This is a genomic window from Acidobacteriota bacterium (genome assembly GCA_016713675.1).
Lineage (GTDB): Bacteria > Acidobacteriota > Blastocatellia > Pyrinomonadales > Pyrinomonadaceae > OLB17.
Genome location: JADJOS010000001.1, coordinates 120,302 through 135,282 on the forward strand (window position 1 = coordinate 120,302; position 14,981 = coordinate 135,282).

Annotated in this window: 16 protein-coding genes, 1 pseudogene and 1 riboswitch; of the genes and pseudogenes, 16 read left to right on the forward strand and 1 reads right to left on the reverse strand. The window is 53.3% G+C overall.

From position 1 onward, the window contains the following. The first annotated feature begins 115 nt into the window (after positions 1-115). From IPK01_00520 to IPK01_00570, 11 genes are all read left to right on the forward strand, one after another. Positions 116-949, forward strand: coding sequence for a hypothetical protein (locus IPK01_00520; GenBank protein ID MBK7931983.1), 834 nt, complete (start codon positions 116-118; stop codon positions 947-949). A 181-nt stretch (positions 950-1,130) separates the two neighbouring features. Then, positions 1,131-1,577: a hypothetical protein gene (locus tag IPK01_00525; protein ID MBK7931984.1), complete on the forward strand. Its 447-nt coding sequence runs from the start codon at positions 1,131-1,133 to the stop codon at positions 1,575-1,577. Next, entirely contained in the window at positions 1,561-2,769 is a 1,209-nt protein-coding gene (locus IPK01_00530) for a PD-(D/E)XK nuclease family protein (protein MBK7931985.1), read from the forward strand. Before IPK01_00525 ends, IPK01_00530 begins: the two co-directional genes overlap by 17 nt. Continuing rightward, on the forward strand, positions 2,766-4,199 hold the full coding sequence (locus tag IPK01_00535; protein ID MBK7931986.1) for a UvrD-helicase domain-containing protein: 1,434 nt from the start codon (positions 2,766-2,768) through the stop codon (positions 4,197-4,199). The genes IPK01_00530 and IPK01_00535 overlap by 4 nt, the downstream gene beginning before the upstream one ends. A 92-nt stretch (positions 4,200-4,291) precedes the next feature. Next, positions 4,292-5,017 carry an ATP-binding domain-containing protein gene (locus IPK01_00540; protein ID MBK7931987.1) on the forward strand — a complete coding sequence of 242 codons (726 nt, stop codon included), beginning with the start codon at positions 4,292-4,294 and terminating at the stop codon, positions 5,015-5,017. Between the two features lie 48 nt (positions 5,018-5,065). After that, positions 5,066-5,371 carry a hypothetical protein gene (locus IPK01_00545; GenBank protein ID MBK7931988.1) on the forward strand — a complete coding sequence of 102 codons (306 nt, stop codon included), beginning with the start codon at positions 5,066-5,068 and terminating at the stop codon, positions 5,369-5,371. After that, positions 5,362-5,889: a PD-(D/E)XK nuclease family protein gene (locus IPK01_00550; protein MBK7931989.1), complete on the forward strand. Its 528-nt coding sequence runs from the start codon at positions 5,362-5,364 to the stop codon at positions 5,887-5,889. Before IPK01_00545 ends, IPK01_00550 begins: the two co-directional genes overlap by 10 nt. A 496-nt stretch (positions 5,890-6,385) precedes the next feature. Continuing rightward, entirely contained in the window at positions 6,386-7,468 is a 1,083-nt protein-coding gene (locus IPK01_00555) for an ADP-ribosylglycohydrolase family protein (protein ID MBK7931990.1), read from the forward strand. Between the two features lie 163 nt (positions 7,469-7,631). Beyond that, the gene (locus IPK01_00560) at positions 7,632-8,150 is read left to right on the forward strand and encodes a hypothetical protein (protein MBK7931991.1); all 519 of its coding nucleotides are present in this window, start codon (positions 7,632-7,634) and stop codon (positions 8,148-8,150) included. Between the two features lie 252 nt (positions 8,151-8,402). Next, complete coding sequence (locus IPK01_00565) at positions 8,403-8,597, forward strand: hypothetical protein (protein ID MBK7931992.1); 195 nt, start codon at positions 8,403-8,405, stop codon at positions 8,595-8,597. A 100-nt stretch (positions 8,598-8,697) separates the two neighbouring features. Next, complete coding sequence (locus IPK01_00570; protein ID MBK7931993.1) at positions 8,698-9,012, forward strand: hypothetical protein; 315 nt, start codon at positions 8,698-8,700, stop codon at positions 9,010-9,012. A 98-nt stretch (positions 9,013-9,110) separates the two neighbouring features. Here the strand turns inward: IPK01_00570 and IPK01_00575 are convergent. Next, positions 9,111-9,447, reverse strand: a pseudogene (locus IPK01_00575) (DUF1810 family protein). A gap of 1,008 nt (positions 9,448-10,455) precedes the next feature. Next, positions 10,456-10,577: riboswitch (SAM riboswitch) on the forward strand. A 100-nt stretch (positions 10,578-10,677) separates the two neighbouring features. On the opposite strand from IPK01_00575, the gene IPK01_00580 reads away from it, so the two are divergent. The 5 genes from IPK01_00580 to IPK01_00600 are packed head-to-tail and all read left to right on the forward strand — an operon-like array spanning position 10,678 to position 14,909. Beyond that, positions 10,678-12,084 (forward strand): AAA family ATPase, encoded by a 1,407-nt coding sequence (locus IPK01_00580; GenBank protein MBK7931994.1) that lies wholly within the window; start codon positions 10,678-10,680, stop codon positions 12,082-12,084. After that, on the forward strand, positions 12,051-12,542 hold the full coding sequence (locus IPK01_00585) for a hypothetical protein (protein MBK7931995.1): 492 nt from the start codon (positions 12,051-12,053) through the stop codon (positions 12,540-12,542). The genes IPK01_00580 and IPK01_00585 overlap by 34 nt, the downstream gene beginning before the upstream one ends. After that, positions 12,529-13,521, forward strand: a complete 993-nt coding sequence (locus IPK01_00590) for a hypothetical protein (protein ID MBK7931996.1) — start codon at positions 12,529-12,531, stop codon at positions 13,519-13,521. The genes IPK01_00585 and IPK01_00590 overlap by 14 nt, the downstream gene beginning before the upstream one ends. Continuing rightward, entirely contained in the window at positions 13,466-13,876 is a 411-nt protein-coding gene (locus IPK01_00595; GenBank protein ID MBK7931997.1) for a VWA domain-containing protein, read from the forward strand. The genes IPK01_00590 and IPK01_00595 overlap by 56 nt, the downstream gene beginning before the upstream one ends. Then, a complete protein-coding gene (locus IPK01_00600; protein ID MBK7931998.1) occupies positions 13,860-14,909 on the forward strand; it encodes a methionine adenosyltransferase domain-containing protein in 1,050 nt (349 codons plus the stop codon). The genes IPK01_00595 and IPK01_00600 overlap by 17 nt, the downstream gene beginning before the upstream one ends. Positions 14,910-14,981 lie beyond the last annotated feature (72 nt).

A 14,981-nucleotide genomic window follows, 5' to 3' on the forward strand; every position in this document is an offset into this window, starting at 1 on the left:
GCAAGACTATGCATATCAAACAAATCGCACAGAGCTTAGGCATCAAATATGAAGTGGATTGAACATTCTTTGGTGCAATAGGACCGTGCTTTTTTGAACCCGCGTTTCCGTTTATATGACCCGAATCCTAAACATCAGTTCTTGCCCTAATCCATCGGATGTCGATTGTTCGGGCGTGCTTGTGATCACACCTCACCGGGCCGCCGCCTCCGCTCTTGGTAAGGCGTATTATAGTTTGCCGCGACTTGCTCGAGGCGTACTCAAAGAGGCCCGTGGGTTGGAGTTAGCTACCGATATAATGGCTCGGCACACGCTAAAAGGAGTTCTTGCCAAAACAATCAAGAACGCTGATCCGGGGTCGATGGCAGTTCGGCTGAAGACAATAATGCAGACGGTGTTACGGACCGGTATTGATGTTGATGCACTGATCGAACGAGGTTCGCCGAGAGTTCTTGAACTTGGGCTCATCACCAAGGCCTATAAGGCCGAGTTGCTAAAGGACAATTTGATCGACAGGGCAGAACTGCTTTGGGCTGCTGCACATTGCGAGCCGGAGCTCCGGTTTCTTTTCATTTATGGCCATCACCGTGCCCGCAAAGAGGAGATCGTCTTCATCAATGCGATCGCAGGCGAAGGCAGCACATTCTATTTGCCTTGCCACGGAGACGGTATATTTACCGGCAATCGGGAGTGGGCGGAACGGCTCGTCACGTTTGGCTGGCAAACTGCCGACAACACTGCGGATTCTCCGCAAACGACCGGTCAGACGCTCGCAGCAAACTTTACCAGTCCAACAAAATCACCGTCCGGCAGTGACGCCATTGCGTATCCAAATATCGAATCCGAAGTTCGAGGCACGCTCTCTCGAATAAAGAAGATGGTCGTCGACGGGACCGATCCCTACGAAATCGCGATCGTCTGCCGCGATCAGGAAGCTACGCACCGGTAATCGACGCGGTGGCGGACGAATATGGTTTGCCGGTGCGAATCGGGCACAATGTCCGGCTAAACAGCACGGTTTTCGGCGGCTTTGTCCGCTTGATGCTCGACGCATTCGATCAGAAATTCGGCTACGAGCCTACGGCACGCTTCATGTTGCATCCGTTTGGTCCGGGCCTGCCTGATGGGATTTGGACGGCGGCCCGTCAAACTCGCACATCCGGGCGGGAAGCGTGGTCGGACTCGGTGTCGATCTCACCTCGGTGGATTGGCCCGCTATTCAGACATTGACCAGGTGGGCGAGCTGCACCAGACGAGCGTTTGAGGCGTTGGGTGTCAGGAAGAAGGCCGCTAACCGGGCACGTGAAATTCTCGCTTACGATACTTTCATAGAGTCAATCTCCGCAGTCGAAAGGATCGAAGGAGATAATGACCTGACGTTTGCCGAATTTTCAGCGATCATCGGCGAGGTCCTTGCCGAAGATTCTGTCCCGTTTGCCCCCGGTGCGGCGGGCGTAGCTCTTTTTGAGCCGAACACGATCCTCGGTGCAGAATTCGATCATCTTTTCGTGATCGGGGATGGCGGAGGGCGTTTTCCCTGCACCTGCTCGCGAAAACCCAGTGATCGATTTCTTTGAAAGAAAGCTGCTAGGACAACACGGAATCGAATTTGAAGAAGCCGCCGAGGTCGCCAGGTGGGAAGCTCTGTCATTTTATTTGACGCTGCTGGCCGGACGAAGATCAGTGAGCTTTAGTTATCCTTCCAGCCTCGACAACGGCGAACTAATGCCGAACTCCTTCTTTGACCGCCTTGGCCTCACGCCGTTAAAGGCTCCCCCGGATACAAAGATCGTCTCAAGCGTGAAAGAACGAAGAATGGTTGTGCTTAGAACTCAGGAAAGTCCTTCTGACGACATGGTTCTGGCTCCGGCACGCGTTCAGTATGCGGTCGAGTTGAACCGCGAGAACTCGCCGCATTACGACGAGTATGATGGCGTGATCGGGGTACCGTTCGAACCCGGAGACCGTCGCTGGAGTGCATCGCAACTAACGGCGATCGGCCAATGCGGATTTCGTTGGTTTGCACAGCGTGTTCTTAAGCTCGAGCCTGTCGAGGAGATCGAGCTAGGCATGGACTACACCAAACGCGGCACCTTTTACCACAAGGTTCTGGAGCTCGCGGTTTCCAGAGCAATGGCTGAGGGAGATATACGAGCCGCGACACTTCAACACCTGGATGCAGCCTTCGCAGAGGCGGAAAAGAGTCCGGACGCAGCCGTACCAACGCTGCTTAACTGGGACCTGCAGCGGGCCGAACATATCGGGGCACTCAGGAAAGCAGTTGAGTCGGTGGAGTTCATCAGCGATGGTGCCCGCGTTATCGGTCTAGAGCAGATGTTCGAGGAAACTTGGAATGGATTTCGGCTCATTGGTTACATCGATCGAGTCGATGAAACTCCTGATGGGTTGATCGCCATTGATTACAAGACCAGCTCGGTGCCGCCGAAAGGTGCAAAAGACGAGGCCGGAAAACTCACGGTTGATGTACAGATCCCGTTATATTCAAATGTTGCACTCAAAAAACTCTATCCCGCGGGCACTCTTGGCAACAGCGTCTATTACTCACTGGTCAAAGGCAAGGTACTCAGAGCAGAGAAGGAGGATGACTTCGTCAAGCTCGATGGTCTGGTAAACAGGATCAAGAAGACTCTCGCTGACGGTAATTTCGCGGTGGATCCTGATGCGGATGAATACGCCTGTACCTACTGCAAATTTGACCAAGTATGCCGCAAGGGGCTGCGTCTGGAGCGAAAAACAGCTAACACATGAATCTCACACCGGATCAAAAAAGGGCTGCGACCGCAGTCGGCAGTGTGGCGGTCACAGCAGGTGCCGGGACCGGCAAGACGAGCATGCTCGCGGCCCGTTACCTGCACCATGTTCAGACGGACGGCATGTCTCCACTCTCGGTCGTGGCGGTCACCTTTACCGACAAAGCGGCGGATGAACTGCGTTCACGAATCCGCAAGACGCTGAACGCGGAGCTTGGTGATGAGAAGGTGATCGCCGAAGTCGAGGCAGCTCAGATCAGTACGATGCACGCTCTCGCATCTCGGATCTGCCGGGATTTCTATGATCTGGCTGAGATACCGCCGGATTTTTCGATCCTCGATGACACCGCAAAACCTCTATGGATGGCCGAGAAATTTGAAGAGGCAGTCAGCCTCATCGACCCGGAGATCTTTCGTACACTTGGTTTCAGTTGGCTAACGTCCGCCATCTCCGTTTTGCTCAAGGACCCCTACTCGTCAGATCAGGCCCTATCGCTCGGTTCCGATCAATGGAAGGAGACTATTGAGAAGACTTCAGCCGAGACGGTTACAAAGATCATCACTTCAGGTGAATGGAGTGCGGCGAATGCGGCGGTATCTGAATGCCGCGGGAAAGACGGCGACAAACTCGAGGCGGTCAGAGCCGATGTCATATCAGCAATGGCGAACCCGAAAGACATTGAGGCACTCAATGACTCACTCAAGAATTTTGCCAGAAACAAAGGGGCGGCGGGAAACTGGCCGGACGGTGGGCTTGAAAGGCTTCGGCAAAGCCTCGGTGCACTAAAGGACCACCTAAAATCGTGCTACGACCTCGCAACTCTCGAATACGGGCCGGAGGACGACGAGGCCGCCCGCCGGATCGAGCCCCTTGCCGCGGCCTTTAGACAAGTTCGCGACTATATCTCTGCTGAAAAGCTGCGGGATAAGGTGCTCGATTTTGGCGATCTTGAGCATTATTCGTTGAAGATCCTTGACCATCCGGAGGCTGTCGAACATTACAGTATGCGTTGGAATGCGTTTCTTGTAGATGAGTTTCAGGACACGAATCCGATTCAGACCGAGATACTAAGCCGCTTGACCGCCAATGCCAAGCTGACCATCGTAGGTGACGAAAAGCAGGCGATATATGGATTTCGCGGAGCCGATATTGGAGTATTTAGCCGCGTTCGCGAAGAGATCGTTACCGCTCGATCAGGAATCGAGGTTCCACTCTCATTAACGTTTCGGACCCACCACGAGCTTGTCTTGACGATGAACACGATCTTCGAGCCTGTGCTCGACGACCTTCATCAGGCACTCGACGCCGATCGGACGGATCGGCCTTTTGCGGCTCCACATGTCCATTCGTCTGTCGTCGAGGCCGCCAAGGGCGTCGGCAAGGCCAAACACAGATCATCGAGGCCCGGTACATCGCCCGGCAAATAAATACCCACGCTGCTGGAGTGCCGTATCGTGATATTGCGATCATTTCCCGCACGTGGGCCCCGCTTGATGTATACCTCGGCGTTCTCACCGCAATGAAGATACCGGCAGTCCATGCCGGTGGCGGCAGTTTGCTCGATACCCGCGAGGCTCTCGACATCTACGCTTTGGTCTCATTTCTCACAGAGCCGAACGACGATATTCCGCTTGTTGCCCTGCTCAGAAGCCCGTTTTTTGCGTTCAGTGACATCGACCTGCACAATGCTGCCGATGACCTAGAAAAAGGTGTTTCGTGGTGGCAGGTGATCAAATCTCGGCCTGAGTTTGCTCGATCGGTTGATATATTGCAGAACCTTCTTGATGCCCGTGCCACAATGTCATCCGGCCAGGTCGTGCAACTGGCGGACACGCTAACAGGTTATGGTGCTGTTATTGCCAACCTGCCGCACGGAGCGAGGCGGTCTGCCGACCTTCGCGGTATGCACGATCTGTTTCGCAGGTTAGAGCGTCAGGGGCGTGGCGATGTGTTTGGAACAACACGATTTTTGCGCGAATTGATCGAAACAGAGACCGAGGTCCCTCGTCCATCGCTTGATTCCGGCGAAGCCGTATCGCTAATGACCATCCACAAGGCAAAGGGTCTGGAATGGCCGATCGTGTTCATCCCGGATCTTGCCAGAGATATGAAGAGCGACAGCTCGGTTATATTGGTCGATCCGGATATCGGTGTCGCATTCCAGATGGAAAGCGACAGATATGAGAAAACCGAACCCGCGATCCATAAGCTGATCAAGCATCGAAGAAAGAAGAGGGGAAATTGAAGAGCGCGACGCCTCTTTTACGTCGCAGTGACCCGTGCACGTGACAAAGTGATCCTTACTGCAACGAAAGAGAAGGGTTTCGCAATGGATATTCTCAAGCCCGGGCTAGATGCGGCGGGAATCATCAATGAGATAATTCCTTACGACGAAAAAGCGGCAATTGCGCCCAGCCCTGGCGAAATGGCGCCATTCAGGACGCCGCAACACGTAAATGTTGAACCGGTCACTTTCGGCCTGCGTGAACTTCCGGTCACCGCATTGACCACTTATTCGAAATGCCCTCTCCGATTCAAGTTCCAATATGTTGACGGTCACCAGGCCTTGCCGAAGGTTACGGTGTCGGTATGGCGATAGGGTCGTTGGCCCACCTCGCCCTTGAACTCGACATCGATAACATTGAAGACCTTCGCGTCGAATCGGCAGACAGTCCCGACAGCCATCTCGCGACGGCACTTGAGCTCGCTGAACGCTTTCGCTGCGACTCCGCGTTTGCAAATGTAAGATCGGCAGAATGTGAACGTGAGGTTCCATTTATTATTAAAATTGGAGTCACCACTCTTCACGGCATTGCAGATCTCGTCGGAGCTGACTTCGTATTGGACTACAAGACTGATTCAGAAATGAACCCAGAGGAGCATCGATTCCAACTTTGGGCATACGCAAAGGCCCTTGGAAAATCAAAAGCATACATCGCATATTTAAGACACGGCGTTCTCCATGAATTCGACCAAATGAATACGAACGACTCGAATCTGGCTGCGGAAAGACTGATTCAAGGAATAAAGGACGGTTTCTATAAGGCGTCACCTGCCAAAGAAGCCTGCGGCAATTGTCAGTATTCTGAAGTATGTATTGATCGATTTCCCCATTAGCCAGAGGATGCGTGTCGTTGCCGAACGGCTTAAAGTCGAACAATTTCTTTTCGACATTGGTACATCGGCGGCCCAATCTGCTCACGACTTAAACGACAGGAACCACGAGGGCAGACGCCTGAAGAAAATGGCGACGCTCAATTTCCTGCTCAGTGAGCTTGCAGGTCTAGTGATTTAATTCCACCGGGTTGAAATGAAGACGACCCCGAAGCGAAGTAGCGAGTCCGGAATCCGGTGAAAATACCGTCTTGGGGGATATGGGGCTCTACAGTGTCACAGTCAATGATTTATATAACCTGGATTAACATCAGAAGGAACACTTGCGTCATATGCTCGTACACTTATCTTCTAGGTAGTGATCACTAACGACCCGAATGACTGCATCCGACCTAAGGCGGAGCAGAAATATGTTGATATGAAACCCACAGAATCGAAAACACCGTTGGACCAACTTCCGGAGCGAGTTTTAACCGATCCCAGTCCGGAGAATCGCCCCATGCCCTTGGTACTTTCTTCTGCCGAAGAAGCAAGGCTTGCTCGGTTCAAAGGTTGCTTGCTGGCGGGTGCAGTCGGAGACGCCCTTGGTGCGGCGGTCGAATTTGATTCGCTTGAGCGGATCCGTGAGCGGTTCGGCGATTCGGGATTGAGGGATTATGCATTAGCGTATGGACGTATCGGAGCTATAACGGACGATACGCAAATGACGCTATTTACTGCGGAAGGCCTTATTCGATCGTACATGCGATCCTCAGAGCGAGGTATTTGTAATCCGGCAAGTGTGATTCACAGGGCCTATCTGCGTTGGCTGTATACGCAGCGGATCCATGTTCCGAACGACGATCGTGAGTTGCCAGATTATCTAACGGGGAGCTGGTTACTTGATGTTCCTGATCTTAACGTCCGCCGTGCCCCGGGAAACACCTGCCTCTCCGCGCTCCGATCCGGCGAAATGGGAACGATTGAAGAACCAATCAATAACAGCAAGGGTTGCGGCGGCGTGATGCGTATTGCCCCCGCGGGCCTTTTTGGCATCGAGCCGTTTCGCATCGGTGCTGAGGCTGCGGCGACAACGCACGGCCACCCGACGGGGTATATCAGTGCCGGTGTTCTTGCGGTAATCGTCAGCAAAATTGTCGAGGGTCGCAGCCTTGTTGATTCTGTTAATCACGCCGTGTACGAAGTTCTGCCAAACGTTAAGAACCACGAAGAAACATTTGAAGCTCTGGACAAAGCGATCAGCCTTGCGCAGGACCGAACAAGAACCCCTTCGCCCGAATTGGTCGAAACGCTGGGTGGGGGCTGGGTTGGCGAAGAGGCCGTGGCCATAGCTATCTATTGTTCACTCGCTCGCGAAAATGATCTGACTGAAGCCCTACTGCTTGCGGTAAACCACTCAGGCGACACCGACAGCACGGGTGCGATCACAGGCAATATCCTCGGAACTTTGCACGGAGTGGGCTCGATTCCCGTCCACTGGCTCGAGCGTCTTGAGCTGAGGAAGGAGATCGAACAGATAGCCGTGGACCTGCACGCCGCTTCACTGGGGGCGGACCTTTGGGATCGATACCCCGGATGGTAGCGATGTGAGTGTTGATTCCCCGGCCTTCATTTTCGCCTAATTGGTATGGAAAATACTGCTGCGTTCGTACCGGGGTTTTCATTGAAGCTTTTGGTTATCTTATCGATTTGAGCAGTTCCGGCCTTGGCACTGCTTGATGTCAGACTCAGGCAGGAGAACCCTCATGACGGAAAACTGGCGTAATGATTACCTAGCGGAATCCGTGCGCCGCAAGCTGTGCACGAAGATTCATTGCACTACATGTGGAGCAAGAGAATTTCGGCTGGGGGTGCTTCGCACTATGTCGGAGAACCAGGGCATACCACCGCAGACTGAGTACGATGGGAAAAATGTCGTTGAGATCGCAAAGGCTCTTGCGGGTATTCGGCCCGGAGAGTCGATCCGTTTTATTAGAAGGCGCAGTCCGGTGTTTGCTCGTCGATCTTTCGAGCCCTATCCCGATCTTGAATGCCGAACTTTACAGCGTTCTCGATGGAACATGGGCGGGAGAATTGCTCGAAAGATGGAAGATCATGAAAATGCTAGGACTAAAGAACGCCGCGCCCGTGATGAGTATGAAGACCCCGTCAACATCCAAAAGCGTCGCGACGAGAAAAAGCGCTTGAAAGCGGAAAGACATCGGGAAAGGCTGGAGCAGAAGAAGGAACGAGATAGACTCTGGCGAAACTGGAGCAGGCAATAAGGAAAGGGCGAAAGGAGACTAAGACTAGTTATGTCCGGCTATTGAGCATTGAAAAGTCGAGAATTGCGAGGGCCTATGGGTCGAACTGGAACCGAACGATGATCCGCTAGGCTTAGTGCCAATGCGGACTACAACGGACGGCAAGAAGCAATGGCTTGACTGGACGACTGTTGCAATAAATTGGACACTTCCGTTTGTCGAGTTAGAGGAAATCACGGCAGATAACTTGGAGGAAACCTTCTGCGGGTCCGGATGTTGGAACTTGCCAAGGGGCCGTTTCTAACTGTTGAGAATAAGCCGGTATACATTACCTTGGAAGACTTGCGGCGGCGAATCGGCTTGCAGGTCGCTGCCGGTATCGCCCTTCGTTCTTTCGAGGCCAATGTACTGGCCTCGTTAAGAAGGCGAGCGAATGAGGAGTTGGACGAAGCGAAAGGCTCGGCTTGATCATTTAGAGTTAATTCCATAGTCACCCAAAGAAAACAATCAAAGTTTTGTTGCTGCTGGCGATGATTATTTATTCGTCGGCAAACGAGAGGTAAATATTTTGGAAGACAAAATTGAAATCCGCAGTCGGGATTATCGGTTCAAGGTCGTCGAGTTCTTGCAGCAAAACTGGGCTCTTGTTGATGAGACGACGGACGGAGTGATCGTGTATTTCTTCGGTGACACTGCTGGCGTATTTGACGAGATGGTTTTTGATTCGGCGGAAGCTGCTGAAACTGGCTTACTAAGGAATGGATTCAAACGATATGTTGATGATCCTGACAGCCAAGAATTCATCGCGATACCTGACGAACCGTTTGTTCGTCGACCCCATCCGAATCGAGCGATATATTCAAGCGGACGTTACTGGAAGTAAGGCAAAAAGATAATGAAGTTAAGAAAGAAGTTAATCGAAGTAGCGTTGCCGCTGGAGTCGTGCAAATCATCCTAAGGTTGAAAATTTTATTCCTGAATTTATTTTCTCTCTAATTCCTTCAAGGTACGCATCGTATTTTCATCGTTTTCCCCGTTAAAGTACTTTTCTAAAACCGAATAAAAGACGGAACCCGGGCCGGCAATAAAGGCAAACAAAGTCATAGAAGATCTCAGTTTCAAGTGATCGGGGTAACCGAAAACACTTTCTGCACCCCCGCCGTCTATGGCAAGAACCGTCTCTGAGCATTCGATCAGGCGTGGCCCGAGTAAGGGGATGGTCGAGGTACCGACGAGCTTCTTCTATAGACTTGATCGCAAAATGTCTCGATGTCTGACTCATCGCCAGACCATCTATTTGGGGGAATATGAACCACATCCAATGGGTTTTTTTGGCCGGAACGTAGTTCCGTAAGTGCCGTTGCATACACCTCTCTTCTTGGGCAGTAACGAATCGTCTTAGATCATATCTTAGTAATACTCACGCTCTGACTCCTTATTCGGATCTATGTCAGTAAGTTTCGAGACATATAAACCATATCCAGGCTCGAGATAAGATGTTACCGTCCATTCACGATCTACCAGGATCGTTCGGACCCTCTTTCTCCGCCATTCCGAAGCGATGGTAGATTTTACATATTTGAGGATCAAGAAACATCGGTCCGGATCTTCAGGAAAGTAACTTGCGAGATCTCTTAGAACATCAGCGGAATCATCGCTGGCTAAGAGGACCGGCATTATCTTGCTGTCAAAAACCGGAAGTTCCCCGTATTATCCGTTGCCATCGCTCTGAATTAACCGTACTGAACAAGATCACACGGTAACCCTGCTCCGTCCATAACCGAGCCGCTGGTGGAAAGTCGGGGTAAAAGTGCCGTTCAAAATCACGAGAAATAAAAGCCTGATTCACTAGATCCCGGGCATGTTGAATCTGATCCAAAATGGCCTGACCGTCGGGAAAGTCTTTTACTTCGGGGTAATCATCTAAACTAAAAATCCAGCCGCACAATCTTCGCATCATAGAGTTGCCGGCGAGCTCCAAGGATAATTTGGATAAACTTTATCGAGCTTCGAAAAGGACCCTGCAAGTTCTTGATCACGATCCAAAACAAACCTCACCAAACCGGGGGACTCGGCGGAGTCAACATGGTAGTAGTGACTCACACAATCTAAATCGAGAAATATTGTCCCTTCGCCATTCATTTACGCCACCGTGCCCCAAACCTAATACCTATACTTCTTCTATCGATTTGCTTACCCCTTCTGACATGTTTTGGAAATTATAACTATTTTTCTCAAATTATGTGCGGCGGCGGATCCGGGTGGTCCCAAATGACAATTCAAGGCATCAGCTACTTTACTTTTGGCGTCTGTTTTGGTATCATTCACTTGTCATCAGGAGTGACGCGAAAGCGTCCGGCAACCAGGCTAGGAGAGCCAACGGTGCCTTGAAAGCAAGACTGCTTTCGATGTGCAGAAGCGATTTGCTTCCGAAATAATTTCTCCAAGTCATATATACGAAAGCCGCCAATCTGATGAAGGTTTGCGGCTTTGCGTATTTCCAGTCCGAATCCCATGCGCTCAATTTCATAGAAGGAGTGTGCACCACATGTCACTAAGAAGATCTAAACAAACGCCCGTGAAACTCGAAGCTGCGGGCATCTATGGTTACGAGGATATCGAATCCGTAATTCTCGCGTCCTTGGTCACGGCCGACCCTTTATTGCTCATCGGCAACTGCGGTACGGGCAAGACCTTTTTACTTAACAGCCCGTCTGAGGCCTTGGGCCTCGAACATCGTCACTACAACGCCAGTCTGATCAGTTTTGACGATCTGGTAGGTTTTCCGTTTCCTGCGGCCGAGGGTTCGCGGATCGAGTACCTGCAGACGCCCGCGACGGTCTGGGGAGCGGAGTCGGTACTTATCGACGAGATCAGCCGATGCAAGCCGGAGCACCAGAACCGGCTGTTTTCTCTGGTTCAGGAGCGGCGGGTCCAAGGCATCAAACTCGACAAGCTGATCTACCGCTGGGCCGCCATGAATCCGTGCGGGCTGGAGCAGAACGGGGACTCTTACGAGGGATCTGAGCCCCTCGATCAAGCCCTTGCTGACAGATTTGCATTTGTTGTCGAGGTGCCGGACTGGGACGAGATGAGCGATAAGACTCATCGGGCGATCGCCTGTGCTGACGAACAGACAGAACGGCCCGGATTCTCATCAGCCTTGCGATCCCAACTTGAGTCCTGGCGAACGGCCTACAGTTGTATGACGGCCAGGCCGGACGACCGGACAGTCGACTACTGCCTCATAGTCGCAAACGAACTTGGCCGGGCCGGATTCAGGATCTCTCCACGAAGAGTCAGGCAGTTGGTCAAGAACATCGCCGCGCTTCTGGCCGTACGAGGCAACCGCCGCGAGGAAAAGTCGTTCGAAATGGCTCTTACGTGGAGCTTGCCCCAAAGGGCCTGGGGCGTCCAGATATCGGAACACGTCATCCGTTCGGCCCACCGGACGGCCTGGGACTCGGCGAGCCTTAGCGGAAAACAAAAGTGGTTGAACGAATTTCATCTCGAACGGCGTTTTCCGGCGAAGATCAACCGGCTCGTGACAGGATGCCCGGATCCCGACACAGGAACGCTCGCCGTAACCCAACTGCTCGCAAATGAATCCAAGGAACGGGCCGCACTGTTTGCCTACGCGGTTTATCCGGCTGCCCTCGCCGGCGCGCTGAACATCGGCAGCGAGGGCGTTTCGGATCTTGGAAAGGCAGCGACAGCGGTGATCGATGTCGATTGGGAACTCAAGTGGAAGGAATCCCAGGCAGATGCGAACGGCCGGAATCGCGACTGGGTGCGGTTACAGAAACTTCTGGACCCGATGTCGGGGAAGCGAAGGGAGAGGGCGGCCCAGCTCTATAACTATCTGTATATCAACGACATGTCACCGGACGATCCGGTCGCCGTGGAGGAGGAATTGAACGAATGCGTAACGTATCTATCGTCACTGGGCCTGTAGTGCCCGGAACATTGTCTGAAGGCATGCAGTTTAACTACGGAGCTCCACCCCGGATGCGAACCACGCGGATGAGAGAAACGCTGCTCGGAGATGCGGAGAAATCAATAGCGTGGCCGCGGCGGGAGAGGGTCGGCCTTGTGTTTGACAAGGATATAACTCCGCTTGAATTTCTCGAGGAGATCCTTGAGGCAAGGGTGATCGATTCTCCGGAAGAACTACGGGCTATCTTTCAGATACCGGCTCAGATGCTTACTTGCCGCCCGATCGGCCATGATGCCGAAGGCTTGGTAAAGGTAGATCGTTTGGCTGACGAGGATGCGGTGCTCAGGCACGCCCTGATACTTGGCTTGTGCGGGCCGAGCTTCTACGATCCGAACAAGGCGGTCATCTGGACCAACAGCCGGCTATCACGGACGCTTGACTTGTTTGAGCCGGGGAGGTTTTATGCAGATAACTGAAAGACACTTCAATTCCATATTGCTTGAGCTTATAGACGAGAACCCGATCGCAAGCCGAGGGATCCTGCGGGTGTCGGAGGTGGAGTTTACAAAAGAGGTCCCGACGCTCGGGATAACCCTGACCGGGAAACCAAAGCTGTGCGTGAACCTCGATTTTATAAAAGAACATTGCGGTACTGAGGCCCACGTTAAAGCGGTGGTCATCCACGAATTCCTGCACGTGCTGCTCAACCACACTGAGAGGTTCAAGCGAATGACGCCTGCACTTAACCTTGCTCTCGACGCGGTCATAAACGCGATCATCCACCGCTCGCTCGGGGCCGCCTACAGCGACATGATGGGCAGTTACTACGCGAAAGCAGAAGGGCCGCTGCGACTCCTCAGGCCCATGGCCGAGGGAGAAGACCGCGGGTTGGGACAGGATCCACCGGAGATTCGCTTCTTCTCTGTGTGGCGGTCGCTTTACGCGGGAAAACTCGTGGTAGACGATCTGTTCGACATAGCCGGACGCCTCGGCGATCCGGGCGACTACGAGTACGAACTTGGCGATGGCACCTTCCTCGGCAATCACTCAGAAGCCCCCGACGATGCCGAGGAGATCACGGTGGAGGTTGAGGCTGCACTACGCGAGACGTTAACGTCTATGAACGGTGGCGGGATCTGGCGGAACCCTCGGGATCACGGAGTCGGGATGAACTACGCGAAGACGGAAAGCACCGCCAAGGGTGATTCGCCGATGAAGATCTGGGAACGAGAAGCGATACAGGCGCTGACGGAATGTGTAACGCCGGATAGGGACTCGACGTCCGAACACAAGCCGGTGCCCATGACGCTACCGGTCCTTAACGAGGGTGATAAGCGTGGATTCCTGCGGGCGATGTGGAGCCCGTTTCTCCGGACATCACCTGGCAGACGCAGAAAAAGTGCGGCGCGGAACGACGCAGATCTACCTCGACGTCAGCGGTTCGATGAACCATGAGATGGATGCTCTTGTCACGCTCATCTGGCGGCTCCGGCGGCATATCAGGCTGCCATTCTGGGCGTTCAGCGACACGGTTGAACCGGCCGAGATCAGAGACGGCCGCCTTGTCACGTCCACTACGGGCGGCACATCGATGGACGCAGTGTTGCAGCATATCGCCGAGACACGCCCTGGCAAGGCAGTAGTAATCACCGACGGGTACATCGAGGAATGCGACCCGGGCCTGCTCCAGGCAATCAGCGGACAGGACGTCCGGGCGATCGTCTCGAGGGACGGCTCACCGGCTGAACTCGAACGTGCCGGTATCCCTCATTTACAGCTTGGGCGGTTTGGATATGATCAGAACAGCTGAGGCGGTGCTCGACGGGCACCCCGACAAATTCTGCGACATTCTGGCGGACGCGATAATTGCCGAAGGGTACAAGGCGGATCCGGGTTGTTACGCCCAGATCGAGGCCGGCGTATGGTCGGACGCAGTCTGGCTTTCGGGAGTAATGGTCACAAGTAAGCCGATCCGGAAGACGGTCGAACAGATCGTTCGCGAGGTCGGCAAGAGGATCGGTTATGTAACCGGCAATCACATAGACGCCATGAAATACCGAATCCTTAATGAGATCTGTTTCATTAGCGACGATCCCAACCCTTACACCGCCGTTATCCACGACCAATCGATCGTCATCGGGTGGGCAGGATACGACAGGAAGACCAACTTCCTACCGCCGGAGCAGTTTCTGGTCCACGAGTTACGGCGTGATCTAATAGCATCGCTCAAGAACGGGCCGCTCGACGGTGAGGGGCCGGACGGCAAGTTCCTGGTGATCATTCGGGAAAGCGGCGGCGAGTTCATACTCGAGGACGTGGTTGTCACGCTGCAGCATAGGCGAACAACCGGCCTTCGTGAACTCAGAGCGGGAGAGGAAAAGGTGTTCGCAGCGTCTTATGCGAAGATCCGACAAGGGGACTCAAGATGGGCCGCAGAGTGGGGGGCGGTCCGTATCCTTGTCAACCCTAACGGTGAACTGATCGCGGGCGGCAGCGATGGCGACAACGGCCAGACGGGCAGGAAGCTGGTGATGGACCATTATGGCCCGCGTGTTCCGATCGGCGGCGGTGCTCTGGCCGGCAAGGACTTTGCCCACATCGACCGCCTCGGGGCATACGCCGCCCGGAACGCTGCAGTCAAGGCCGTGGAGAGCGGTGCCGCGGAGTGTAAGATCACACTCGTTTACGCACCTGGTAAGAATGAACCGCTCGATGTGATCTACGATATGAGCGGATCGGGCAAGGTGTTTGGGAAGGAGCGTTTTGGGTACGAAAGAATGAAAAAAGAATACCCTTATGTTCCGACCAAACTAGCCGGATCAGGCGTTTTTAGTACTTTTTAGAGCAGTATTTTGATATCATATAGGAGGAAATCACAAACATGTTTAATGAATCGCAAAGTGACTTTGCGGCAC

What these genes read in the sequence shown, in the direction of transcription:
- IPK01_00565 (MBK7931992.1), top strand. Translation starts at nt 8,403, where the DNA reads ATGTTGGAACTTGCCAAGGGGCCGTTTCTAACTGTTGAGAATAAGCCG.
- IPK01_00540 (MBK7931987.1), top strand. Translation starts at nt 4,292, where the DNA reads ATGAAGATACCGGCAGTCCATGCCGGTGGCGGCAGTTTGCTCGATACC.
- IPK01_00585 (MBK7931995.1), top strand. Translation starts at nt 12,051, where the DNA reads ATGCGTAACGTATCTATCGTCACTGGGCCTGTAGTGCCCGGAACATTG.
- IPK01_00550 (MBK7931989.1), top strand. Translation starts at nt 5,362, where the DNA reads ATGGCGATAGGGTCGTTGGCCCACCTCGCCCTTGAACTCGACATCGAT.
- IPK01_00600 (MBK7931998.1), top strand. Translation starts at nt 13,860, where the DNA reads ATGATCAGAACAGCTGAGGCGGTGCTCGACGGGCACCCCGACAAATTC.
- IPK01_00580 (MBK7931994.1), top strand. Translation starts at nt 10,678, where the DNA reads ATGTCACTAAGAAGATCTAAACAAACGCCCGTGAAACTCGAAGCTGCG.
- IPK01_00520 (MBK7931983.1), top strand. Translation starts at nt 116, where the DNA reads ATGACCCGAATCCTAAACATCAGTTCTTGCCCTAATCCATCGGATGTC.
- IPK01_00560 (MBK7931991.1), top strand. Translation starts at nt 7,632, where the DNA reads ATGACGGAAAACTGGCGTAATGATTACCTAGCGGAATCCGTGCGCCGC.
- IPK01_00590 (MBK7931996.1), top strand. Translation starts at nt 12,529, where the DNA reads ATGCAGATAACTGAAAGACACTTCAATTCCATATTGCTTGAGCTTATA.
- IPK01_00535 (MBK7931986.1), top strand. Translation starts at nt 2,766, where the DNA reads ATGAATCTCACACCGGATCAAAAAAGGGCTGCGACCGCAGTCGGCAGT.
- IPK01_00555 (MBK7931990.1), top strand. Translation starts at nt 6,386, where the DNA reads ATGCCCTTGGTACTTTCTTCTGCCGAAGAAGCAAGGCTTGCTCGGTTC.